Annotated in this window: 21 protein-coding genes; 8 read left to right on the forward strand and 13 right to left on the reverse strand. The window is 68.8% G+C overall.

Annotated features, from left to right (window positions below):
• Positions 1 to 94 precede the first annotated feature (94 nt).
• The 6 genes from ACWDTP_RS01370 to ACWDTP_RS01395 form a co-directional block, all read right to left on the reverse strand.
• The gene (locus tag ACWDTP_RS01370) at positions 95 to 1339 is read right to left on the reverse strand and encodes an NtaA/DmoA family FMN-dependent monooxygenase (protein WP_450015783.1); all 1245 of its coding nucleotides are present in this window, start codon (positions 1337 to 1339) and stop codon (positions 95 to 97) included.
• On the reverse strand, positions 1336 to 2991 hold the full coding sequence (locus ACWDTP_RS01375; protein WP_450015785.1) for an ABC transporter ATP-binding protein: 1656 nt from the start codon (positions 2989 to 2991) through the stop codon (positions 1336 to 1338). The genes ACWDTP_RS01370 and ACWDTP_RS01375 overlap by 4 nt, the downstream gene beginning before the upstream one ends.
• A gap of 1 nt (position 2992) precedes the next feature.
• Positions 2993 to 3832, reverse strand: coding sequence for an ABC transporter permease (locus ACWDTP_RS01380; protein ID WP_450015787.1), 840 nt, complete (start codon positions 3830 to 3832; stop codon positions 2993 to 2995).
• Positions 3829 to 4779, reverse strand: a complete 951-nt coding sequence (locus ACWDTP_RS01385) for an ABC transporter permease (RefSeq protein ID WP_450015789.1) — start codon at positions 4777 to 4779, stop codon at positions 3829 to 3831. Before ACWDTP_RS01385 ends, ACWDTP_RS01380 begins: the two co-directional genes overlap by 4 nt.
• A 4-nt stretch (positions 4780 to 4783) precedes the next feature.
• Positions 4784 to 6424: an ABC transporter substrate-binding protein gene (locus ACWDTP_RS01390; RefSeq protein WP_450015791.1), complete on the reverse strand. Its 1641-nt coding sequence runs from the start codon at positions 6422 to 6424 to the stop codon at positions 4784 to 4786.
• Positions 6425 to 6655: 231 nt separating this feature from the next.
• A complete protein-coding gene (locus ACWDTP_RS01395) occupies positions 6656 to 7405 on the reverse strand; it encodes an SDR family oxidoreductase (protein WP_450015793.1) in 750 nt (249 codons plus the stop codon).
• Positions 7406 to 7504: 99 nt separating this feature from the next.
• Between ACWDTP_RS01395 and ACWDTP_RS01400 the strand changes: the two genes are divergently transcribed.
• Positions 7505 to 8371 carry a LysR family transcriptional regulator gene (locus ACWDTP_RS01400; RefSeq protein ID WP_450015861.1) on the forward strand — a complete coding sequence of 289 codons (867 nt, stop codon included), beginning with the start codon at positions 7505 to 7507 and terminating at the stop codon, positions 8369 to 8371.
• On the opposite strand, the gene ACWDTP_RS01405 is transcribed toward ACWDTP_RS01400, so the two are convergent.
• The gene (locus ACWDTP_RS01405) at positions 8368 to 9882 is read right to left on the reverse strand and encodes a glycerol-3-phosphate dehydrogenase/oxidase (protein WP_450015795.1); all 1515 of its coding nucleotides are present in this window, start codon (positions 9880 to 9882) and stop codon (positions 8368 to 8370) included. The two genes, ACWDTP_RS01400 and ACWDTP_RS01405, sit on opposite strands and share 4 nt — an antisense overlap.
• Positions 9879 to 10454 carry a TetR/AcrR family transcriptional regulator gene (locus tag ACWDTP_RS01410; RefSeq protein WP_450015797.1) on the reverse strand — a complete coding sequence of 192 codons (576 nt, stop codon included), beginning with the start codon at positions 10452 to 10454 and terminating at the stop codon, positions 9879 to 9881. The genes ACWDTP_RS01405 and ACWDTP_RS01410 overlap by 4 nt, the downstream gene beginning before the upstream one ends.
• A gap of 50 nt (positions 10455 to 10504) precedes the next feature.
• Between ACWDTP_RS01410 and ACWDTP_RS01415 the strand changes: the two genes are divergently transcribed.
• Positions 10505 to 12073 (forward strand): FAD-binding oxidoreductase, encoded by a 1569-nt coding sequence (locus ACWDTP_RS01415; protein ID WP_450015863.1) that lies wholly within the window; start codon positions 10505 to 10507, stop codon positions 12071 to 12073.
• The gene (locus tag ACWDTP_RS01420) at positions 12070 to 12978 is read left to right on the forward strand and encodes a diacylglycerol kinase (RefSeq protein WP_450015799.1); all 909 of its coding nucleotides are present in this window, start codon (positions 12070 to 12072) and stop codon (positions 12976 to 12978) included. The genes ACWDTP_RS01415 and ACWDTP_RS01420 overlap by 4 nt, the downstream gene beginning before the upstream one ends.
• Here ACWDTP_RS01420 and ACWDTP_RS01425 read toward each other — a convergent pair.
• The 3 genes from ACWDTP_RS01425 to ACWDTP_RS01435 form a co-directional block, all read right to left on the reverse strand.
• Positions 12975 to 13487, reverse strand: coding sequence for a DUF3145 domain-containing protein (locus ACWDTP_RS01425; RefSeq protein ID WP_450015801.1), 513 nt, complete (start codon positions 13485 to 13487; stop codon positions 12975 to 12977). The two genes, ACWDTP_RS01420 and ACWDTP_RS01425, sit on opposite strands and share 4 nt — an antisense overlap.
• A 110-nt stretch (positions 13488 to 13597) precedes the next feature.
• A complete protein-coding gene (locus ACWDTP_RS01430) occupies positions 13598 to 14422 on the reverse strand; it encodes a serine hydrolase domain-containing protein (protein ID WP_450015803.1) in 825 nt (274 codons plus the stop codon).
• A gap of 11 nt (positions 14423 to 14433) precedes the next feature.
• Positions 14434 to 15318: a chemotaxis protein CheY gene (locus ACWDTP_RS01435; protein ID WP_450015805.1), complete on the reverse strand. Its 885-nt coding sequence runs from the start codon at positions 15316 to 15318 to the stop codon at positions 14434 to 14436.
• Positions 15319 to 15383: 65 nt separating this feature from the next.
• Between ACWDTP_RS01435 and ACWDTP_RS01440 the strand changes: the two genes are divergently transcribed.
• The 5 genes from ACWDTP_RS01440 (at position 15384) to ACWDTP_RS01460 (ending at position 19814) form a co-directional block, all read left to right on the forward strand.
• The gene (locus tag ACWDTP_RS01440; protein WP_450015807.1) at positions 15384 to 16469 is read left to right on the forward strand and encodes an S-(hydroxymethyl)mycothiol dehydrogenase; all 1086 of its coding nucleotides are present in this window, start codon (positions 15384 to 15386) and stop codon (positions 16467 to 16469) included.
• Positions 16469 to 17092, forward strand: coding sequence for an MBL fold metallo-hydrolase (locus tag ACWDTP_RS01445; RefSeq protein WP_450015809.1), 624 nt, complete (start codon positions 16469 to 16471; stop codon positions 17090 to 17092). Before ACWDTP_RS01440 ends, ACWDTP_RS01445 begins: the two co-directional genes overlap by 1 nt.
• A gap of 81 nt (positions 17093 to 17173) precedes the next feature.
• Positions 17174 to 18238, forward strand: a complete 1065-nt coding sequence (locus ACWDTP_RS01450) for an SAM-dependent methyltransferase (protein ID WP_450015811.1) — start codon at positions 17174 to 17176, stop codon at positions 18236 to 18238.
• Positions 18239 to 18349: 111 nt separating this feature from the next.
• On the forward strand, positions 18350 to 19177 hold the full coding sequence (locus ACWDTP_RS01455) for an SDR family NAD(P)-dependent oxidoreductase (RefSeq protein WP_450015813.1): 828 nt from the start codon (positions 18350 to 18352) through the stop codon (positions 19175 to 19177).
• Positions 19178 to 19181: 4 nt separating this feature from the next.
• Positions 19182 to 19814 carry a TetR/AcrR family transcriptional regulator gene (locus ACWDTP_RS01460; protein WP_450015815.1) on the forward strand — a complete coding sequence of 211 codons (633 nt, stop codon included), beginning with the start codon at positions 19182 to 19184 and terminating at the stop codon, positions 19812 to 19814.
• A gap of 51 nt (positions 19815 to 19865) precedes the next feature.
• On the opposite strand, the gene ACWDTP_RS01465 is transcribed toward ACWDTP_RS01460, so the two are convergent.
• Both ACWDTP_RS01465 and ACWDTP_RS01470 read right to left on the reverse strand, forming a co-directional pair.
• On the reverse strand, positions 19866 to 21662 hold the full coding sequence (locus tag ACWDTP_RS01465) for an Hsp70 family protein (protein ID WP_450015817.1): 1797 nt from the start codon (positions 21660 to 21662) through the stop codon (positions 19866 to 19868).
• A gap of 63 nt (positions 21663 to 21725) precedes the next feature.
• Complete coding sequence (locus tag ACWDTP_RS01470; protein ID WP_450015865.1) at positions 21726 to 22754, reverse strand: NAD(P)H-dependent amine dehydrogenase family protein; 1029 nt, start codon at positions 22752 to 22754, stop codon at positions 21726 to 21728.
• Positions 22755 to 22762 lie beyond the last annotated feature (8 nt).

Below are 22762 nucleotides of genomic sequence, written 5' to 3' on the forward strand. Positions count from 1 at the left end.
ACCATGTTGGCACACGCACCCCAGCGCCAGCAGACACAAACCTGCCCCTTTTCACGTGAAAAGGGGCAGGTTTGTGTCTGCTCGGCGGGTTAAGTCAGCCCGAGTGCTGGGCGAAGTTGGCCCGCAGTGTCGAACCGTCGTACTCGCGGCGGTGCACGCCACGTTTCCACAGCTCCGGCACGATGTGCTCGGCGAACTGGGGCAGTGATTCCACGAACACCGTGTACCCGTCGGCAGCACCGCGGTCGGCCCAGCCGACGAGGTCCTCGGCGATGAGTTCGGGAGTGCCGAAGATCCGCCGGTGCCCGCCTCCACCCTGGACGATGAACCGGCGCAGGGTCAGGGCGGGGTCGGCGGTGGCCAACGCGGCGGCGCCCTGCGCGAAACCGATCGAGCGGGTGGTGTCGGTGATCCCGACCTCCGGCGGGACCGGCCCGTCGAGGTCCAGGGAGTCGGGGTCGAGGTCGTAGCGGCCCGCGAAACGCGCGAACGCCTCGCTGCCGTCGAGACCACGTTCGGCTTCCTCGATCAGCCGTCGCACCTCCGCGTCGGTGCTGCCGACGGTGAAATAGACCCCGGGCAGCACCGACACCTGCGCCGAGTCGCCCCGCCGGTTCCGCGCTTCCTTGGTGAGCCGCTCCCGGTAGTCGCGGGAGGCGTCCTCGGTGAGCCCGGCCGAGAACACCGCATCGGCGAAGCGGGCGGCGACGTCGATGCCGTCCGACGATCCACCGGCCTGCAGGATCAGCGGCTTGCCCTGCGGCGAGCGCGGGACCTGCAGTGGCCCGGCGACCGAGAAGAACTCGCCGTGATGGTCGATCGGCGCGCGGGCGAGCCGGTCCAGGTCCCACGTCTCGGTCACGTCGTCCCGCCAAGAGGCCCAGAGCTTTTCGACGACCTCGGCGAACTCCGTGGCGCGGCGATAGCGCTCGGCACGGGTCGGCGGTGCGTCGAGCCCGAAATTCCGGGCGACGGACGGCTCCATCGTGGTGATGATGTTCCACCCGGCCCGGCCGTGTGAGATGTGGTCGAGGGACAGGATCGCCCGTGCCAACGTGTAGGGCGGGCCGTATGTGGTCGATGCGGTGGCGACCAACCCCACGTGCTCGGTCTCCCGCGCCAGCGCGGGCAGCACGATCAGCGGATCCAGGTATGCGAAGCCCAGCCCTTTCGGCCCAAGGCCCTGCGAATCGGCGAAGAACACCGCATCGACCCTGGCCTGCTCGGCGAGTCGGGCCGAGGCGACGAAGTCGTCGATGTCGACGAACGGGTGCCGCCCGTCCGCGGTCTGCAGCGGCCCGGGGATCAGGTTGACCATGAACCGCAGGTATCGGCTCATCGCGCCGCTCCCGGGATCGAATTCACCAGTGTGCGGGTGTAGTCGTCGCGAGGGTGCGCGAATACCTCGTCGGCACGTCCGACCTCCTTGACCTCGCCGTGCTGCAGAACGGTCACGGTATCAGCGAACTGGCGGACCACACTGAGGTCGTGGGAGATGAACAGATAACTCAGGCCCAGCGCAACCTGCAGGTCGACGAGAACCTCCAGGATCTGCGCCTGGACCGTGACGTCCAGCGCCGAGGTCGGCTCGTCGAGGACCAGCACCTTGGGACTGATGCTGAGGGCCCGGGCGATCGCCACGCGCTGCCGCTGCCCGCCGGACAGTTCACCAATCGGTCGATGCCGCAGCGTTTCCCCCAACCTGACCAGGTCGAGTACCTCCCCGACCCGACGTTTGCGTTGCGCGCGGGTCCCCAGCCGGTACCGCAGCAACGGCTCGCCCACCAACCGGTCCACCGAGAAGGTGGGATCGAGTGACGTGTACGGGTTCTGGTAGACAAGCTGTAGGTTGCGATGCGCATCGCGCAGCTGTGCGCGGCGCAGGTGCGAGACGTCCTGTCCCGCGACGAGAACCTGCCCCTTGTCGGGTTCTTCGAGGCGCATGATGATGCGCGCCAGGGTGGACTTGCCGGATCCGGACTCCCCCACCAGCGCGTGGGTACGGCCCGCGGGGAGGTCGACCGAAACGCCTTTGAGAGCCTCGATCCGGTGCGCACCATGGCCGAAGTGCTTGTGCACATTCATGACTCGAAGGGCGAACTGGTCTGCCGCCGGCTCAGGGCGGTGCCGCGCGGCGCCGACGAACCGGTCCAGGTTGAGGCTCGGCACGTCACCGATGAGCGCCCGCGCGTATGCCGACCGCGGATTCTGCAGCGCCTCGGCGGACGTGCCGTACTCCTCGACCTTGCCGGCGTTGAGCACGATCACCTTGTCGGCCCGCTCGGCAGCCAGCGAGAGATCGTGGGTGACCAGCAGGACCGACAGCCCACTGTCGGCCTTGAGGCGGTCGATCAGGTCAAGGATCCGCTTCTGGATGGTCACGTCCAACGCGGAGGTCGGTTCGTCGGCGACGACGAGCCGGGGCCGTTGCGCGATCGCGATGCCGATCAGGACCCGCTGCAACTGGCCGCCGGAGAGTTGGTGCGGGTAGGCGCGCAGGGCGCGTTCGGGACTGACGATGCCGACGGATTCCAGCAGCCGGTGCGCGTGCTCGAAATACCGGTCCGAATCGGCGTATTCGGGCAGTCCCGAGGCGCGGTATGCCTCGAAGATCTGACCGTCGATCCGACGCACCGGGTTGAGCGACGCGGTGGGATCCTGTGGCACGAACCCGATCCGGCGCCCGCGCAGCGGCCGGAATCCGCGTTCGCGGAGCGCGAGGATGTCGCGCCGGTCGAACTCGACCCTGCCGCTCACCGCGACCCTCGGATCGAGCAGCCTCAGGATCGCGTTGACGACGGTCGACTTTCCCGATCCGGACTCCCCGACGATCGCCACCGTCTCGCCCGCCTGGACCTCGAACGAGACCCCGCTGACGGTCGGTGCGCCGAGACGGCCACCGTAGGCCACGGTGAGATCACGCACGTCGAGCAGACGATCCATGACCGTGGGCTGTTCGCGTTGGCGCGGTGCCACCGCCGAGATCGTCATATCAGTTCCCCCTGCCGATCGACTTGCTGAGCTGGTTGAGCGATACCACCGACGCGATCATCACGAGTCCCGGCGCATAGACCAGCCACGGGTAGCGGTACATGAAGTCCTTGCCCTCGGCGACCAGCAGTCCCCAGTCCGGGCTCGGTGGCGGGTTGCCGTACCCGAGGAATGCCAGCGCGGAGATGCTGATGATCGCGAGGCCGAACTGCAGGACGGCCAGAGCCAGCACCGAGCGGTACGCATTGGGCAGCACGTGCCTGAACAGCACGGTGAACTTGTTGCTGCCGATCAGGTATGACGACTCGACGAACGGCAGGCTCTTGACCCGGAGCACTTCGGAGCGGATCAGCCGGCCGAACACGGCGACCGACGAGATCCCCACTGCGATGGCGGCATTGACAGAGGCGAAGCCCAGGGAGACGACGACGATGACCGCGAGCAGGAAGCCGGGGATGGCCAGCAACATGTCGATCGCCCGGCCGAGGACGGCATCGGTGGTACGGCCGAAGAACCCCGCGACCAGTCCGAGCAGCCCGCCGCACACCAGACCGATCGTCACCGCGAGCAATGCCGTGAGCACCGCGGGCCGGGTGCCGAACACCACCCGCGCGAAGATGTCACGGCCGAACTGGTCGGTGCCGAAGACATGGCGGACCGATGGCGGTTGGAAGTTGTCCGGCGGTGTGCCGACGTAGGGGTCGTGGCCGGTGAACAGACCGGGCACCACCGCCCACGCCAGAATGGTCAGGACGACGATGAGGGCCACCGCCGTATAGACGTGGCCGACCTTGGCAGCCGGTAGCCGCAGGGTCAACCGCGGCAGGACTGCGAGCGTCACCACTGGACCGGCTCCTTTCTCAGACGTGGATCGAGCACGGGGTAGACGAGGTCCACTGCCAGGTTGATCAGCAGGAACAACACCGCGGCGAGCGTGACGGCGGCCTGCAGCACCGGCACATCCTGTTCGGTCGCGGCGAGTTCGATGATGCTGCCGACTCCGGTGCGGCCGAAGATGGCCTCGGTGATGATCGATCCGCCGAGCAGATCGCCGACGATGATCGCCGCGATGGTGAGCGTCGGCAGCGCGGCGTTCGGCAACAGGTGCCGGGTCAGCAGGTGAAACTTGGTGATGCCCTTGGATATCGCCACGGTGGCGTACTGCTCGGCGCGGGCTCCGTCCAGTGCCGTGATGAAGACCTGCGCGATCGGGGCGGACGCCGGGATGGCCAGCGTCACAGCGGGATAGAGCAAGGCGTTGAGACTCTGGAAGTCGTTGATCCGGAACAGACCGAGCTGAAACGAGAACACGTCGATGATGATCAGCCCGATGAAGAAGTTCGGCATCGACAGGAAGAGCGACGGGAACGCCCGGAACAGGCCGCCACCGAACCGCTCGGGAAGGTAGGACGCGGCAAACGCGATACCGAACGCCAACACGGTCGCGATGACGAACGCGGCTCCGGCCAGTTGCAGCGTCGACGGGATGCCGTCCCACAGCACGGCCGTCACCGGCCGGTTCGCGCTGAGCGACAACCCGAAATCGCCGTGGGCGAGGCGGGCCAACGCGACGCCGAGCTGCTCCCACAACGGCCGGTCCAGCTGGTAATACGCGAGCAGCCGCGCGATCTCGTCCTCCGAGTAGTTGAACTCGGGGTTGCGCAGGTGGCTGGAGACGGGGTCGCCCGGCAGGACCGTGACGATGACGAACACCACCAGGTACACACCGAAGGCGGCCACGGCGGCCTGACCGATTCGGGACAGCACGTACTTTGCGTTGGGCGACATACGATTACGTGTCGATCCAGGCGTCGTAGAAACTGATCAGTCCCAGCCCGTCCACCTGCAGGCCCTGCAGCCTGGGATGCGCACCCCAGGTCTGCCGGAACTCGTGGATGGGGATGTAATAGGCGTTGTCGATCACGTACTCCTGGACTCTCTTCGACGCCGCGATCCGCGCGTCGTCGGTCTTGGCCTGGGCGAGGTCGGTGAGCAGCCCGTCGAGTTCGGGGCCCGGCGCCTTGAATTGGTTGGCCTGCGAGCTGTGCCACCACCGCCACGCCTCACTCTGGCTGCCGGCGAGCCAATGGTTCTCGTACAGCGGAACATCGGGTGCGGCCGTGACGGTGTTGTAGGTGGTGAAGTCGACGCCCTTGATGTCGAGCTTGACGCCGATCTTCCTCCATTGTTGCGCGAGCAGCTGCAGATCCGACTTCGCGGTGGTGATGAACACCGATGGGTAGATGAACAGGTTGAGCTGTTCACCGTTGCGCGTCCGGTAGCCGTCGTCGTCGCGCGCGGTCCAGCCGGCCTCGTCGAGCAGGCGGTTCGCCAGGTCCGGGTCATAGCCGAAGCGATCGCGCAGGTCCAGCGTCCCGGGCACGATGTCGTTGAATATCGACTTGGCCTCGGTCCACTCGCCGCCCGGGTAGTTCGTCTGCAGGATCTCCTGCCGGTCGATGCCGTGTGTGAGTGCCCGCCGGACCCGGATGTCGTCGAGATGCGGTGCGGTCAACCGCAGTTGCAGTCCCCACACGCTGCCGAAGAAGGTGGGCGCGATCAGTTGGAAGCCGGATTCGTCGACGCGCGGCTCCTCGGTCGGCTGCACGTAGTGAACGATGTCGACCTGCCCCGACTCCAGGGCACCGACCCGCAGCGAGGGTTCCTTGATCTGCTGGACCGTGATCCGGTCGAGGAAGGTGGCGCCGCGGTGCTTGGTGTCGGCCCGCGGCCAGGCATAGTCGGCACGCCGGGTCAGCACGACTTCCTTGTTGGGTATCCACGAATCCACCACGAATGGCCCGGTGCCGTAGACCTTGTCGAGGTCCGACTGGTCTTGCAGGCTAGCATTGATCGTCTCCGGCGCGAGGATGCCCACCGTCGTCCAGGCTCCGAGCTTCTGGATGAAATCGCCGAACGGGTCGGTGAGCCGGATCTCGACTTCCTGGTCGCCGACCGCGACGGCCTCACCGAATTCGTTGGGGAAGTACGACGCCCGCACGATTCCGCGTGCCTCGTCGCCCTTGCCGAGGAGGTTGAGGTTGGCGGCGACCGCTGCGGCGTCCAATTGCTCGCCGTTGGAGAAGGTCACACCGTCACGGATCGTGAGACGAAATACCGTGCGGGCGTCGTTCTGGGTGAATCCGGTGGCCAGGTGCGGTGTGAACGCACCGGATGCGTCGTAGTAGAAGAGCCGCTCGACCACCTGGTTCCAGACCTGGGCCACATGCCACGACCCGGTGAGTTGCTGTTGGTAACCGTCGATCAGTTTTTCGTTGAGGTAGGTGATCTCCCCACCTGCCCGGGCAACCGCGCTGCCACCGGCCTCGGGCCTGCCACCGGGTGACCGCGGCGCGCAGGCGGCCAGCATCCCGGTGCCGGCCAGCGCGGCGCCCAGGGCCAGGAACTGGCGCCGGTGAAATGGGTCTGCCATGAGAGCGGGGGTTGTCTTTCGGTGGACGTGCGAGCCAAAACAGCCAGAGTCGCCACCCGACATCGCGCCGTCATGGCAGCGAGTCTGCTGAACGGACGGGCGCGAACCAATAGTGTCCGGCTACGCGGACCTTGCACCCTTGCTTAAGTGTCAGCCCCCACCCCAGCGCCAGCAGACATAAACCTGCCCCTTTTCACGTGAAAAGGGGCAGGTTTGTGTCTGCTCGGCGGGTTAACGCGTGGTGTAACCGCCGTTGGCGAAGATGGTCTGGCCGTTGATCCAGTGTCCTTCGCCGGTCAGGAAAACCACCAGTGGGGCGATGTCGGTGATCTCGGTCAGCCGGTTGCCCATGGCCTGCGACTTGTGGAACTCCACCCGCTCGGGAGTTTCCTGCGGGTAGAAGAACGGGGTGTCCATCGGCCCCGGGGCCACGTTGTTCACATTGATTCCGCGCTGCCCGAACTCTTTGGACGCCGCCCTGGTGAAATGCTCGACGGGGCTCTTGGACCCCGCATACGTCGAGTAGCCGTCGGTGTAGGCGGCCAGCAGCGCCGTCACGATGGTGACCACGGATCCGTTGTCGTTGAGCCGCTTTCCGGCCTGCTGCAGGAAGAAATACGCCGCCTTGGCGTTGATGTCGAACATCGAATCATATTCGGCCTCAGTGGTTTCGGTGAACGGCTTGCGCAGCACCTTGCCGACGGTGTTGACCGCGATGTCGACGCCGCCGAACGCCTCGATCGCCGCGTCGAACAGCTTCTCGACATTGGCGGGCACCGTCAGGTCGCCCTGCACCTTGATGGCCTTCGCGCCGGACCCCTCGACCTGCGCGACGGTCTTGTCCGCCTCGGCTTCGGTGGCGGCACTGTTGTAGTGCACCGCGACGTTGACACCCTTCGAGGCCAACGTGGTGCTGATCAGGCCGCCGAGGTTCTTGGCCCCCGCCGCGACGATTGCCGACTTACCTTCGAGTTTGCTCATGGCTTCGACGTTAGCCACGATGTCGACAATAGAAAAACGCAGAATTCCGATGTTTCCACAAAAACTGTTTGTGGATAGGCTGACCGGGTGCCAGCCCACATGCTCGACCTGCGCCGCCTGCGGCACTTCATCGCGGTCGCCGAGGCGGGCGGTTTCACGACTGCCGCGGCCGGTCTGCATCTGAGCCAGCAGGCGCTGAGCAGCTCGGTACGGCAGCTGGAGAAGGAAATGGCGGCAACCCTTTTCGTCCGGGAGGGCCGGCGAGTGCTGCTCACCCGAGCTGGCGAACTGCTGCTGGACGAGGGACGGACGTTGCTCGCCGCGGCACGCACGGTGGCCCACCGCGTCGAGCGGGCGGCGAACGGAGCCGAGGAGAACTACGTCGTCGGCCACACGCCCGCGCTGAGCGGGGCCGAGGTGTACGAGCTCATGGAGCCCGCGATCGAGGCGTTCACCGAGACCTCTTTCACGTTCCGGCAGCTGTACCCCGATCAGCTCCTCGACGGCGTGCTCGACGGCACGGTGCAGCTCGGGCTGCGCCGAGGGGTGGTGCCGACGAACTTGCTCTCGACCGCGGTGGTCGGCTATCACCGGGTGCGCTTGGCGGTGCCCGCCACCCATCGAATGGCGGCCCGCCGCGTGGTCGACATCGGGGACCTCGCCGACGAGCGCCTGGCCCTGTGGGCACCGCCGGGCGGCTCCTACTACAGCGATTTCCTGCTGAGCGCCTGCCGACGGGCCGGGTTCGAGCCCGATTACGTGGTGAGCCGGGTACAGGGTTCGGCCACCGTCGCCGCTCCCCTGACCACCGGTGCCGCCGCATTCGTCACCACACCGGCGGGCCCCGCGATGGGCGGGCGCATCACCGTCATCGATCTCGAGCCCGAGTTGCTGGTCGGGGTGCAGGCCCTGTGGCAGCGCCACACCGGCTCGCCGGTGCGCGACGCCGTGCTGACCAACTCCTAATCGAGCGCGCCGACGATCTCGGCCGCGACGCCGGCGGCCCGCTCACGGTCGGCGGCCACCAGCCCGATCCTGGTGCGCCGGTCGAGGATGTCCTCGGCGCTCAGCGCTCCCTCATGGGTGACGGCATACTCGAATTCGGCCCGCGTGACGTCGATTCCGTCGGACACCGGCGCGGTGGGCCGGTCACAGCCGGCCCGCGCGAACACGTCCGGCGCCTCGGCCCCGTACCTGGCCACCAGCGACGCAGGCAGTCCCGCACCGGGATTCCCGACGGCACCCACCAGCGGCAGGTTCCGGGTGCGACATGTGCCCGCCGTCAACCCTCGCAGCGCCACCGCGCGATCCAGCACATCCTCTGCCATGTAGCGGTATTCGGTGAGCTTGCCGCCGATCACGCTGAGCACACCGCTGCCCGATTCGACCACCGCATGGTCACGCGACACATCGGCGGTGTTGCCGGTGCCGTCGTCGATCAGCGGCCGTAGCCCGGCGTACGTGCCACGGACGTCGTCGGTAGTCAGCGCGGTGGCGAGTGCGGTGTTGACGGTGTCGAGCAGGAAGGTGACCTCGGACGGGGTCGGCTGGGGCACATCGGGGATCGGCCCCGGCGCGTCCTCGTCGGTGAGGCCGAGATAGACCCGGCCCAGCTGTTCGGGCATCGCGAAGACGAACCGGTTCAGCTCACCGGGGATCGGAATGGTCAGCGCCGCAGTCGGATTGCCGAAGGTGGCGGCGTCGAACACCAGATGGGTTCCGCGGCTGGGCCGCAGCCGGATCGACGGGTCCACCTCCCCCGCCCACACCCCCGCCGCGTTGATCACCGCGCGGGCCGCGACGTCGAACGACTCACCGGTGAGTTGATCGGTCAACCGCACCGAATCCCCTTGCGCGGCGGTCGCCGACACCCGGGTGAGGATGCGGGCCCCGTAGCCGGCGGCGGTCCGTGCCACCGCGGTGACCAGCCGGGCATCGTCGATCAGTTGGCCGTCGTAGGCCAGCAGTGCCCCGTCGAGTCCGTCCCGGCGCACGGTCGGCGCCAACTCGATCGCACGGGCGGGGTGGACCCGGGCCGATCGGGGCAGAGTGGCTGCGTCGGCGCCCGCCAGCTTCCGCAACGCGTCCCCGGCCAGGAAGCCGGCCCGGACCACGCCGCGGGAGGCCCGGCTCATCGACGGCAGCAGCGGCACCAGCTGCGGCATGGCCTTGACCAGATGGGGGGCGTTGCGCGACATCAGGATTCCGCGTTCGATCGCGCTGCGCCGGGCTATCCCGATATTGCCGGTGGCCAGGTAGCGCAGCCCGCCGTGCACCAGCTTGGAACTCCAGCGACTGGTTCCGAAGGCCAGATCGTGTTTCTCCACCAGAACCACGCTCAGCCCGCGGGATGCGGCGTCCAGCGCGATACCCGCGCCGGTGATTCCACCGCCGATGACGATGACGTCGACGCGTCCGGCGTCGGCGAGGCCGGCCAGGTCGGCGGCGCGACGGGTCCGGTTGAGTGCGGTGCTCATGGGCGCAGGTATCCGTTCAACGAGTGACCCAGTTCGGTGGCCAGCGCGTCGGCATCGAGGATCGGCTCGACCATCTGCCCGGACTGGATGGCGGACTGGGTGATCAGCAGGCACATGGTGGCCAGCTGACGCGAATCGCCGGGCCGCACGGAGCCGTCTTCCTGGGCCAGTTTCAGCTCCCCGGCGAGCGCATCGATGAGGATCTGCTGACTGGTGCCCAGCCGTTCGGCGATGTACACCATCGCCAGGTCGGGCGCGCTGTGCAGGACGGCCGTGATCACCTCGTCCCGGCGCAATCGGCCCGCCACCGTGACGATCCGGGCGACCAGCGCCGCCCGGTCGGTCCCGGTATTCGCCACCTCGTCGAGGATGCCGACGATCCGCGCGGTGAGCAGCGCGGCGAGGATCGAGCGGGTGTCCGGGAAGCGGCGGTACACGGTGGGGCGGCTGATCCCGGCGCGGCGCGCGATCTCGGCCAGCGTGACGCGGTCCACCCCGAATGCCAGCACGCAGCTGGCCGCGGCGTCCAGGATGCGATCACTCAGCGATGCATCGTTACTGATTGACATCATGTGTAATACTGTAACGCATGATGAGTCCGGCCGAACCGTTGACGCCCCCGATGAAGTGGAATGCCTGGGGAGACCCGCGGGCGGCGAAGCCCCTGAGCGACGGCATCCGATCCCTGCTCGCGCAGGCCCTCGGAATTGACACCGCCCCCACCGCCGAGCCGACCCCCGAGCAGGTGCGACTGCGCCCCTCGGCCTTGACCACCGGGGACCGCGACGCGCTGACCGCGATCGTGGGCGCAGGGCACTGCCGTGACGACGACACCACCCGGCTGCTGCACGCCGGCGGGAAATCCACGCTGGATCTGTTGCGGCGCAATAGTTCCGGGGTCCAAGATGCGCCGGACGCCGTGCTGCTGCCCGCCGATGACGACGAGATCGCCGCCGTCCTGGCCCACTGCGGCGAACACCGGATCGCGGTGGTCCCGTTCGGCGGCGGCACCAGCGTCGTCGGCGGGCTCGACCCGCTGCGCGGCGAGTTCGCCGCGGTCGTGTCGCTGGACCTGCGCCGGCTCGACGCCCTGCACGGCCTCGACGAGGTCTCCGGCGAAGCCGAACTCGGCGCCGGGGTCACCGGCCCGCGGGCCGAGGAACTTCTCGGCGCCCACGGGTTCTCGCTCGGCCACTTTCCGCAGAGCTTCGAGTTCGCGACCATCGGCGGGTTCGCCGCCACCCGCTCCTCCGGACAGGATTCGGCGGGCTACGGCCGCTTCGACGATATGGTGCGCGGTCTGCGGATCGTCACCCCGGCCGGAGTGCTCGACCTCGGCCGGGCCCCGGCGTCGGCGGCCGGGCCCGATCTGCGTCAACTCATGGTGGGCTCGGAAGGCGTCTTCGGCGTCATCACCCGGGTACGCGTGCGGGTACACCGGGCCCCGGAGTCGACCCGCTACGAGGCCTGGTCGTTCCCCGATTTCGCCACCGGCGCCGCCGCCCTGCGCGCCGTCACCCAGGCCGGTACCGGCCCGACCGTGATCCGGCTGTCGGACGAGGCCGAGACCGGCGTGAATCTGGCCACCACCGACAGCATCGGCACCGAGAGCATCACCGGCGGCTGCCTGGCCATCACGGTGTTCGAGGGCAGCCCGGCCCACACCGAGAGCCGGCACGCCGAGACCCGTGCCGTGCTGGAGGGCGCCGGCGGCACCTCGCTGGGCGAGGCGCCCGCCCGGGCCTGGGAGCACGGCCGGTTCGGCGCGCCCTATCTGCGCGATTCGCTGCTGGCGGCGGGTGCCCTGTGCGAGACCCTGGAGACCGCCACCAACTGGTCCAACCTGGCCGCACTCAAGGCCGCGGTCACCGAGGCGCTGACGGAATCGCTCACCCCGGCACTCGTGATGTGCCACATTTCGCATGTGTATCCGACCGGAGCCTCGCTGTACTTCACGGTGGTCACCGCCCAGCGGGGCAACCCGATCGAGCAGTGGCACAAGGCCAAAACCTCCGCGTCCGAGGCGATGATGCGCACCGGTGGGACCATCACCCACCACCACGCCGTCGGCTCCGACCACCGTCCGTGGATGCGCGATGAGATCGGCGACCTCGGCGTCGAGGTGCTGCGGGCGGTCAAGGCCACGCTCGATCCGGCCGGAATACTCAATCCGGGCAAGCTGATTCCGTGACCGTGAGGACGATCTCGCGCATCACGGTGCTGACCAACCCGCGCTCCGGGCACGGCAACGCACCCCATGCCGCCGAACGCGCCGTGACCCGGTTCCAGCAGCGCGGTATCGACGTGTGCGCGATCGTCGGCAGCGACCCGGCACACGCCCGCAGGCTGGCCGACGAGGCGCTCGACCGCGGCACCGATGCGCTGGTGGTGGTCGGTGGCGACGGGGTGATCTCGCTCGCGCTGCAGGCCCTGGCCGGCGGTGACGTCCCGCTCGGCATCGTGCCTGCCGGCACCGGAAACGACCACGCCCGCGAATACCGCCTGCCCACAGGCGATCCCGAGGCCGCCGCCGATATCGTCGTCGCAGGCCGGACCGAGACCGTCGACCTCGGCCGGATCGAAACCGGCGACGGCACGGCGAAGTGGTTCGGCACTGTGATGGCGGCCGGATTCGATTCCCTGGTCAGCGACCGGACCAACCGGATGCGGTGGCCGCACGGCCGGATGCGCTACAACCTCGCGATGGTCGCCGAGTTATCCAAACTGCGCCTGCTGCCGTTCCGGCTGAGCTTCGACGACGGTCCGGAGATCCGCACCGATCTCACCCTGGCCGCCTTCGGCAACACCCGCAGTTACGGGGGCGGTATGCAGATCTGCCCGGGTGCCGATCATTCCGACGGCCTGCTCGATGTCACCATGATCACCTCGGCGTCACGCAGCAGGTTGATCCGGCTGTTCCCGACGGTCTTCAAGGGCACGCACGTCGACCTCGACGAGGTCACCACCACACGGGCCAGGACCGTCCACGTCGAATCCCCGGGCATCAACGCCTATGCCGACGGGGAGTTCGCGGCCCCGCTGCCCGTGACGGTGTCGGCGGTGCCGCGCGCGCTGAAGATTCTGGTGCCGGCTTAACCCACTCCCCTGTTCAGCCAGCTGACCTCTCCGGTCTCGCCACCGTCGCGGTAGGGCTCGAGGGATTCGTCCCAGGCCGTGCCGAGAACCGTGTCGAGTTCGGCGGCGAGCATATCGGCGCCGCCGGCCATCAGGGTGCGCAGCCGCATCTCGCCGACCATCACGTCGCCGTTGGCGCTCATGGCGCCGCTCCACAGCCCGAGCTGCGGGGTGTGGCACCAGCGGTGGCCGTCCACCCCGGCGCTGGGATCCTCGGTGACCTCGAAACGCAGCACCGACCAGGACCGCAGGGCATTGGCCAACTGCGCTCCGGTGCCGACCGGCCCGACCCAGTTGGTGACCGAACGCAACTGGCCGGGCATGGCCGGTTGCGGGGTCCACTTCAGGTTGGCCCGCGCCGACAGGGTCGACGATAACGCCCACTCGACATGCGGGCATACCGCCGCGGGTGAGGCATGGACATACACCACGCCCGTCGCCGCGTCGGCGAACTGATTCGATGCACGCATCTGCTTCTCCTTCGGCTCCACGAGGGACGTCTTCCCCAACGACCTGGCGTTACCAAAGAGATGCAGTTGTTCCGTGCGTGTCTATTGTGCCCTGTGTGGCGCCTGTTGCGCTAGTCTGTGCCGATTTCTCTCAGCACTCCATCAGATATCGCGGGCCACAGCCGATAGGTCCAGTCCCCGAAGTTGCGGTCGGTGAGCGCGATCAACGCCAGGTCGGCGGCCGGATCGACCCACAAAAACGTCCCGGACTGGCCGAAATGGCCGAACGTCGCCGGCGAGTTCGCCGATCCGGTCCAGTGCGGGGATTTGCTGTCGCGGATCTCGAAGCCAAGCCCCCAGTCGTTGGGCCGCTGCACCCCGAATCCGGGCAGCACCCCGTCCAGACCCGGGAACTGCACCGTGGTGGCCGCGGCGTGCATATCGGCCGACACCAGCGTGGGCCGCAGCAGCTCGGCGGCGAAGGCGGCCAGATCCGCGACCGTCGACACCCCGCCGAATCCGGCGGCCTCGGTCCCACCCAGCAGTTTGGAGGCCGACATCCCGAGCGGTTCGAACACCGCCTCGGTGAGGTAGGCACCGAAGTCGATGCCCGCGGCCTGCTCGACCGCGCGCGCCAGCAGTTCGAAGCCGTAGTTGGAGTAGACCCGGCGCCGGCCCGGCTCCGCGAGCGGATCCGCCGAGTTCATCGACACCCCCGACGCATGCGCGAGCAGGTGCCGCACCGTCGAGCCGGGCGGACCGGCAGGCGTGTCGAGATCGACCGCCCCCTCCTCGATCGCCACCTGGGCGGCACGGGCCACGAGCGGTTTGGTCACCGACGCCAGCGCGAAGGGTTGGGCGATGTCGCCGCGCGCGGCGATCACCCCGGACGGTCCGACCACCGCGGCCGCCGCCGTCGGGACCGGCCAGTTCGCGATGACATCCAATGCGCTCATCGGAACCAAACCTAGTGGGTCCGCCCCATCCCGCGGGCCAGCAGTCCCTCGGCCATGCCGGCCGCCACCGCGTCCACCTCGGCCACCAGACGACGCAGATCGATCCCGCGCCGCACCAGGTCGGCGGGGTCGGTCACCGATTCTGCGGTCAGCCGGTGCACGTCGCAGATCGCGCGGTAGGCCGTCCCGGTGCGGCCCGGGTCGGTCGTTTCACACCACTGCTGCATCGACCCGGTCCAGGACCGCAGCCGCGCACCGTCGCCGTGCCGCCGCGCCAGGTCCAGCACGCGCCGGTACACATCGCCGGCCCATTGCACCGGCACCCGCTCGTCGAGCATCGGAAGCAGCACCCCGTCCAGTCCGGCGTAGCCGGCCGGGTCGCCCGCCTCGGCCAGGGCCATGCCCTCGAGCGCCCGCGCCAGGGTGGTCACGGCGGCGTCGCCGATGCGTCCGGCGATCCCGGTCAGCTCCCGGGCGGCCGCGGCCGTTTCGGCAGGCGCGCCGGCGTCTTCGGACACCACCGCGATGAGATAAGCCAGGTAGCCGTGCGCGGGCGACTCGGGAACCCCCCGCAACAGCACCCCGGCGCGGCGCGCCCAACCGCGCGCCGGCTCGACGTGACCCCGGGCCAGCCAGGCCAGGCCGAGTTCGGCCGCCGTCATCGCGGCCAGGACCGGATCGGTGCGCAACAGCCGGAGGTGCACCCGTTCGTTGATCCGGACGGCCTCGCGTCCGTGTCCCTGCCGCCACGCCGCCGCCGCGAACTCGGCGAGATCGTCGGTGTCGAGGGCCTGCACGCCGTCGACCCGGCTGAACGATTCGTAGCTGGTCAGCCAGTCATGTCGGCGGTACGCCGAGCGCGCGGCGAGGAGCAGCTCGGTCCGATCGTCAGCCACGATCCACGGTATCGCGCGGGGGCGTGGCCGGGCGGTGATTCGGCGGCCCGTATTAGGTTATGGGCATGGCTCAGACAGTGCGTGGTGTGATTTCGCGGAGTAAGAAGCAGCCCGTCGAGTTGGTCGACGTCGTCATCCCCGATCCCGGCCCGGGCGAGGTGGTCATCGACATCACCGCCTGCGGGGTCTGCCATACCGACCTGACCTACCGCGACGGCGGCATCAACGACGAATACCCCTTCCTGCTCGGCCACGAAGCCGCAGGCACCGTCGAATCCATCGGCGAAGGCGTCACCCACGTCGAGGTCGGCGACTTCGTCATCCTCAACTGGCGCGCAGTATGCGGAGAATGCCGCGCCTGCAAACGCGGCCGCCCCCACCTGTGCTTCGACACGTTCAACGCCACCCAGAAAATGACCCTGACCGACGGCACCGAACTCACCCCGGCCCTGGGCATCGGCGCCTTCGCCGACAAAACCCTCGTCCACCAAGGACAGTGCACCAAAGTCGACCCCGACACCGACCCCGCCGTGGCCGGCCTGCTGGGCTGTGGCGTCATGGCCGGCATCGGCGCCGCCATCAACACCGGCGCCGTGACCCGCGACGACACCGTCGCCGTCATCGGCTGCGGCGGCGTCGGCGATGCCGCCATCGCCGGCGCCGCCCTGGTCGGCGCCAAAAAAATCATCGCCGTCGACACCGACAACACCAAACTCGACTGGGCCCGCGGATTCGGCGCCACCCACACCATCAACGCCAAAGAACTCGATGCAATCGAAACCATCCAGGACCTCACCGACGGCTTCGGTGCCGACGTCGTCATCGACGCCGTCGGACGCCCCGAAACCTGGAAGCAAGCCTTCTACGCCCGCGACCTCGCCGGCACCGTCGTGCTGGTCGGCGTCCCGACCCCCGACATGACCCTCGACATGCCGCTGATCGACTTCTTCTCCCACGGCGGAGCACTCAAATCCTCCTGGTACGGCGACTGCCTACCCGAACGCGACTTCCCCACCCTCATCTCCCTGCACCAACAAGGCCGCCTACCCCTCGACAAATTCGTCTCCGAACGCATCGCACTCGACGCCATCGAAGACGCCTTCCACAAAATGCACGCCGGTGAGGTGCTGCGCTCGGTCGTGGTCCTCTGATGAGCAATATCCAACGCGTGGTGACGTCCGGGAAATTCGAACTCGACGGCGGCTCCTGGGATGTCGACAACAACATCTGGATCGTCGGTGACGACTCGGATGTCGTGGTGTTCGACGCCGCGCACACCGCGGCACCGATCGTCGACGCCGTCGCCGGGCGCAATGTCGTCGCGGTGGTGTGCACCCACGGCCACAACGATCACATCACCGTCGCCCCCGAACTCGGCAAGGCGCTCGACGCGCCGGTCCTGCTGCACCCGGCCGACGAGATGCTGTGGCGGGCGGTGCACCCCGACAAAGACTTCCGCACCGTCGAGGACGGTCTGGTGGTGCGCGCGGGCGGCATCGAACTGCACGCCCTACACACCCCGGGGCATTCGCCCGGATCGGTGTGCTGGTCGGCGCCCGAACTGAACGCCGTCGTCTCCGGCGACACCCTGTTCCAGGGCGGGCCCGGAGCCACCGGACGCTCCTACTCCGACTTCCCCACCATCCTGGATTCCATCTCCAAGCGCCTCGGCACCCTGCCCGGCGAGACCGTGGTCTACACCGGCCACGGCGACACCACCACCATCGGCGACGAGATCGTGCACTACGACGACTGGGTCGCGCGCGGCCACTGACCCCCGGAGTGTGTCGTGGTCGCACGGCAGCGACTACCGTTGACGCATGGGACTGCTGCTGCCCCGACGGCGGAATTGACCATGCCGGAGTCGAGCATGGTCGTGCGGCCGGAGCCCGAGGGCACCCCGCCGAGCGCCCGGTTGCAGGCGGCCGGATTACAGTCGGCCATCAAGGTTTTCGAGGCAGCGGCCGACACCGTACCGCTGCCTCGCGCCCCGCAGCCGATCGTCATCGCCGATTACGGTGCGGGCAACGGCCACAACGCGTTGCTGCCGATCGGCGCCGCGATCACCCGCCTGCGGGGCCGGACCCGGCCCGAACACTCGATCCTGGTCACCCACACCGATACGTCCGACAACGATTTCTCGGCGTTGTTCCGCACCGTGACCGAGGACCCGGATTCCTATCTGTGCAAGGATTCCGCGACGTTCACCTCGGCCGTCGGCCGCTCGTTCTACACCCAGATCCTGCCGTCGAACAGCATCAACCTGGGCTGGTCGGCGTGGTCCATCCTCTGGTTGGGCCGAGTGCCGATGCCCGTCACCGATCACATCGTGGTGGCCGGTAGTAGTGATCGGCAGGTCGGCGAGGCCTACGCCCGGCAGGCCGCCCACGACTGGCACGAGTTCGTCGCGTTCCGCGGCCGCGAGTTGTGTCCGGGCGGACGCCTGGTGGTGCTCACCATGGCGCTGGGTGACGACCGTGACTTCGGTTATCGCCCTCTGTTGGCCGCGCTCACCGACACCCTGGCCGAGTTGCGCACCGACGAGGTGATCAGCAGCGACGAGGTGCGGCGGATGTCGCTGCCCATCGTCGGACGGAGTGCCGCCGATTTCGCCGCTCCGTTCGCCCCGTCGGGACGCTTCGAGCGACTCTCGATCCAGCACCTCGAGATCTTCGACGCCGACGACAGGTTTTTCCACCAGTATCAGATCACCGGCAATGCAACGGTGTTCGGTGCCCAGTGGGCGAGCTTCTGCCGGTTCGCGGTGTTCGACAGACTGGCCGAGGCGATCGACGACCCGGCCCGGCACGCGGTGTTCTTCGATCGCCTTGAGGCCGGAGTCGCGGCTCGGCTGTCGGCCGCACCGGAGCCGACGCGGATCCCGCTGGCCCACGTGGTGCTGGAGAAGCGGCCGACCTAACCGGGCGCCGATCAGGTGTGGCCCGGTTCGGCGACCCTGCACTATTGACTGATTATCAATCAGTATGCGACGGTGGGGGTACCCACCAATCGGCGTCCGATCGGGATACAGATGGCACGACAACGAATCGACCTGCGCGGCAAGCACATCGTGCTCACCGGGGCGTCCAGCGGGATCGGCCGCGAACTCGCGGTAACGCTGGCCCGCCGCGGCGCGGTGCTCGCGGTGACCGCACGCAGGGCGGACCTGCTCGACGAACTCGCCGACGAGATCTCGGCGGCCGGATCACCCCGCCCCACCGTGCTCCCCGCCGATCTCGCCACACCGGGCGCCGCATCGGCCCTCGGCGCTCGGGCGCTGGATGCCCTGAGCGGACGGGTGGACATCCTGGTGAACAATGCGGGCGCGAACCTGACCGGGCCGCTGTCGCTGATCGCCGATTCCGCGGCGGCCAGGGCGGTATTCGAGGTCGACCTGTGGTCCCCGCTCGCACTCACCGCCGCAGTGCTGCCCGCCATGCGCGCCGCGGGGACCGGCACGATCGTCAACGTCACCTCGACCGTGCAGGCGGTGCCGCTGCCACTGCTCGGCTACTACGCCGCCGCCAAGGCCGCCCTGGCGCAGGCCACCCGTTCGCTGCGGCTGGAACTGGCCGAAACCGGCATCCGGGTCCTGGAGGTGGTGCCGGGAGCCACCGACACCGCGCTGCGCGACATCGACGAACTGCCATGGAAGACAACGGCTCCCCGAACGCTGCCACCGGTGTCACCGGCGTCGACCGCGGCCGCGGTGGTATACGCGCTGCAGCGCGGCCGCTCCCGCGTCGTCTATCCGAGATATTCGCTGCTGCCCCTGGAGATCCCGGCATTCGGCCGGCTCATCGCCCGGATCGGTGGACGCCGCGTCGACACCCGCGGCGCGCTCGACCCGGTGGCCTGAGCCGATGCCTGCCAAATCGGCGGTCACCGACCGTCGTCAGCTAATCATCGACGCGGCCCGGGCCATGTTCGCGACGCGGCCCTACGATCAGGTCACCACGTCGGCAATCGCGAAGAACGCCGGTGTCGCCTACGGATTGATCGCACATCACTTCGACAACAAACGCGGCCTGTACCTGGCGGTCATGAACGAGATCGCGGTGGAGATCGCCGCCGCGCAGCTCTCCCCACCACCCCCCGATGCGTCGGTGCTGGACCGGTTGCGTCACGCGCTGCGCGGCCACATCGCCTACATCGATTCGTATTCGGACAGTTTTGTCGCACTGTTGCGCGGGGCACTCGGCGCCGACCCCGAGCACCAGGCCGCGGTGGAGCGGTTGCGCTGGCTGGGAGCACGACGAATCCTGTTGGCGCTGGGCATAGTCGAGCCGGTTCCGCCGGCCTTGCGCGCGGCCATGCACGGCTGGGTGGCCTACCTCGACGAGATGATGATCGAGCGGATCAGGCACGGCGATATCGAGGTGGACACCCTGGTCGAGTTCGCCGTGGCCGCACTGGTCGCCTCGCTACGCACCGCGGCCGTGGTCGACACCTCGATCGCCTACTGCCCCGATGTCGCCGAAGCGATAGGTAGGTAACCACTTACGTGCAAGATTGCAGCCGCCAGGTGACCGCAATCGTGCGCACAACTAGCCCGCGCGGCCACCACCGGGGGCCGGCACCCACGGCAGGCCGGGGATGGTCGGATACGGCGCGGTCGGCGTCCACGGCGGCTGGGTGGACGTCGGGGTCTCGGTGGGTGGCGGGGCCTCCGTGGTCGTCACCGGTGGCGGCGGGGCCTCGGTCGTGGTCTCGACCGGCGGCGGGGTCTGCTCCGGCGGCGGCGCCGTCTGGGTCACGGTCTCCGGCGGCGGCGCCTCGCGGGTGACGGTCTCGGTGCGCTGCGGCTCCTCGACCGGGACCGCCGGTTCCGGGGCCTGCTGCGGTACGGCGGGCGCGGGCTCGGGCGCCGGGACCGTCGTCGTGGTGGTCGCGGGCACGTTGGTCGAGACCGGTCCGGCGACCTCCCCGCCGTCGCGGCCCACCAGCAGGACCACCACCGCCACCGCGGCCGCCAGCGCCGCCGCCCCGCCGGCACCCAGCGCGACCGCCCGGCGGCGGTACCAGGGCCGTGCGGCATCCTCGTCGTGGTCGGTCAACTCGCGTTCACCGAACTGCAGTTGGGGGCGCGCCGTGGTACGCCAGCCGGCCGGGGGTTCCTCGTCGAAACCCGTTTCGACGCCGGGGTCGTAGTCGTCGATCGGCGCCACATCGGGAACGTCGTGGGCATCCGACCAGGCCAGGGCCTGCGGGGCCGCGGGCAGCTCGGGCGCCACGAGGGCCGCTGGGGCCGCCGCCGCTGCTGCCGCGGGAGGCGCGGTCGGGGCGAGCGCGGTCGCCCCGACCTCGACGGTTCCGCGCACCGCGGTCAGGCCACCGCCGATGGCCGCGGTCAGCTCGGGCTGGGCCGCGGTGATCACCGGGAGCCGGAAATGTTGCGACAGCGTGGTGGTGACGGCAGGGATCCGGGCGCCGCCGCCGATGGTCGCCACCGCGACCAGATCGCCGGGGCGCAGTCCGCTGCGCTCCACGGCATCCTGCAGCGCCGCCACGAACTCCGAGAGCGGTTCGCGGATGGCATCGTCGAGTTCGTTGCGGTTGAGCCGGATGTCGGTTCTCGCATGCCCGGGCAGCTCGGCCACCAGGGCGGCGACGGACTCGGTCGACAGCCGCTCCTTGGCCCGGCGGCATTCGCCGCGTAACCGGCTCAGCGAGCCGATCGCCGAGGTACTCGCGAGGTCGATGGTCCCCGCCGCGGCGAGATCGTTGACCACGTGGGTGAGCAGTGCCTGGTCGATCAGATCACCCGACAGGTCGGTGTGCCGCACGGTCGGCGCGATCGGGTGGTAGCCGCCGGCCGCGTCGGCCAGGGTGATGCTCGTACCGCTACCGCCGAAGTCGCACACCGCGATGATGCCGCGGGTCGGCACCCCCGGATCGTCCTGCAGCGCCACCAGTGCGGCGGTCGCATCCGGGATGAGCGCGGGTTCGGTCGCGAACTCGGGCACCGAGAGCAGTGCGGTCCGCAGGGCCTGCACCTGGTTGGGCCGCCAGTGCGCCGGATGGGTCACCGCGACCGGTCCGTCGCCCGGGTGCCTGCGGATCAGCGCATCCCACAGCGCCCCGAGCGCATCGGCGACCAGCCGTTCACCCCGGTGCGACGAGCCGTCGGGCGCCAGGATGGCGACCGGATCTCCGACCCGGTCGACGAAGTCGGTGAGGATCAGACCGCGTTCGTTGAGGTTGGGATTCTCACTGGGTACACCCACCTCGGGGGCCCGGTGCGGGTAGACCGTCAACACCGGGGACCGCGTCAGCGCGGCCCGGTCCACCACTACCGCCGTCAGGTTGGTCGCGCCAACCGACAGCCCAACCCCGTCAGTCATGTCACCCCGTCTCGAGAGAAAACCTTATCGGTATTCCATCTCGTTCGACGCGGCCGGCGTTACTTAGCGAATGGTCCCGGCACCGGGAATCAGTGGTAGATCCAGGGCGGTCACCCAGCCGGGCAAATGTTCGTTGACGGCGGGTACCGCGTTGAGCGCGCGCAGACCGGTGGCCAGGCAGCCCGCGGCCGCCGCATCGCGGCCCGACCCGTCGGTGAACCGGAACGCGGTTTCCTGCGAGATGCTGGGGGTGCCCTCGATGTCGACGCGGTAGACATCGTTGTCGTTGCCGGACGGCCAGTCCGGGGCGGCGTCCGGTCCGATCCGGTTGACGTGCTCGAGCTGGATGCGGGTCTCGCCCCGATAGACGCCGTTGACGGTGAAGCGCACCGCGGCGACGTTGCCCGGCGCGATGATGCCCTTGGCCGATTTGCGCTCGTCGGGAGTGACCCACTTGTCCCACGTGGTGGTGATCTCGTCGAGTTCGATCCCGGCCGCATGGGCGATCATCGGAACCGTTGCACCCCAGGCGAAGATGAGGATATCGGGGGTTTCCAGCAGTGCCCGGTGCTCGGGCGGCTTGCCGATGCCCATCTCGAATTCGTAGTCGCCGGTGTAGTTGGTGTAGTCCAGCAACTCCGAGGCGCGCACCCGCCGCACCTGTGAGCACAGCCCCATCAGGGTCATCGGGAACAGGTCGTTGGCGAACCCCGGATCGATACCGGTGGTGAAACACGACGACCGTCCGGCGTCGCAGGCCTCGGTGATCGGCTCGATCCAGTTGGGCGGGTTGAGGTGCATCTTCGGCCACACCCACGGCGTCATCGCCGTCGAACACACGTCGATACCGGCCCGCAGGAACCGGGTGATCAGGTCGATGTTGGCGTCGGCGTGGGCGGCGGTGGGCCCGTAGTGCACCAGCGCGTCGGGCCGCAACGCGATGAGCGCGTCGACGTCGTCGGTGGCGCTGATGCCGAGCGGCGCGCCCAGCCCGCAGATGTCGCCGACGTCGCGGCCGGCCTTCTCCGGATTGCTGACCCCGACCCCGACCAGCTCGAACAGCGGATGACCGACGATCTCGGCGATCACCATGCTGCCCA

Source organism: Mycobacterium sp. NPDC003449 (assembly GCF_053588415.1).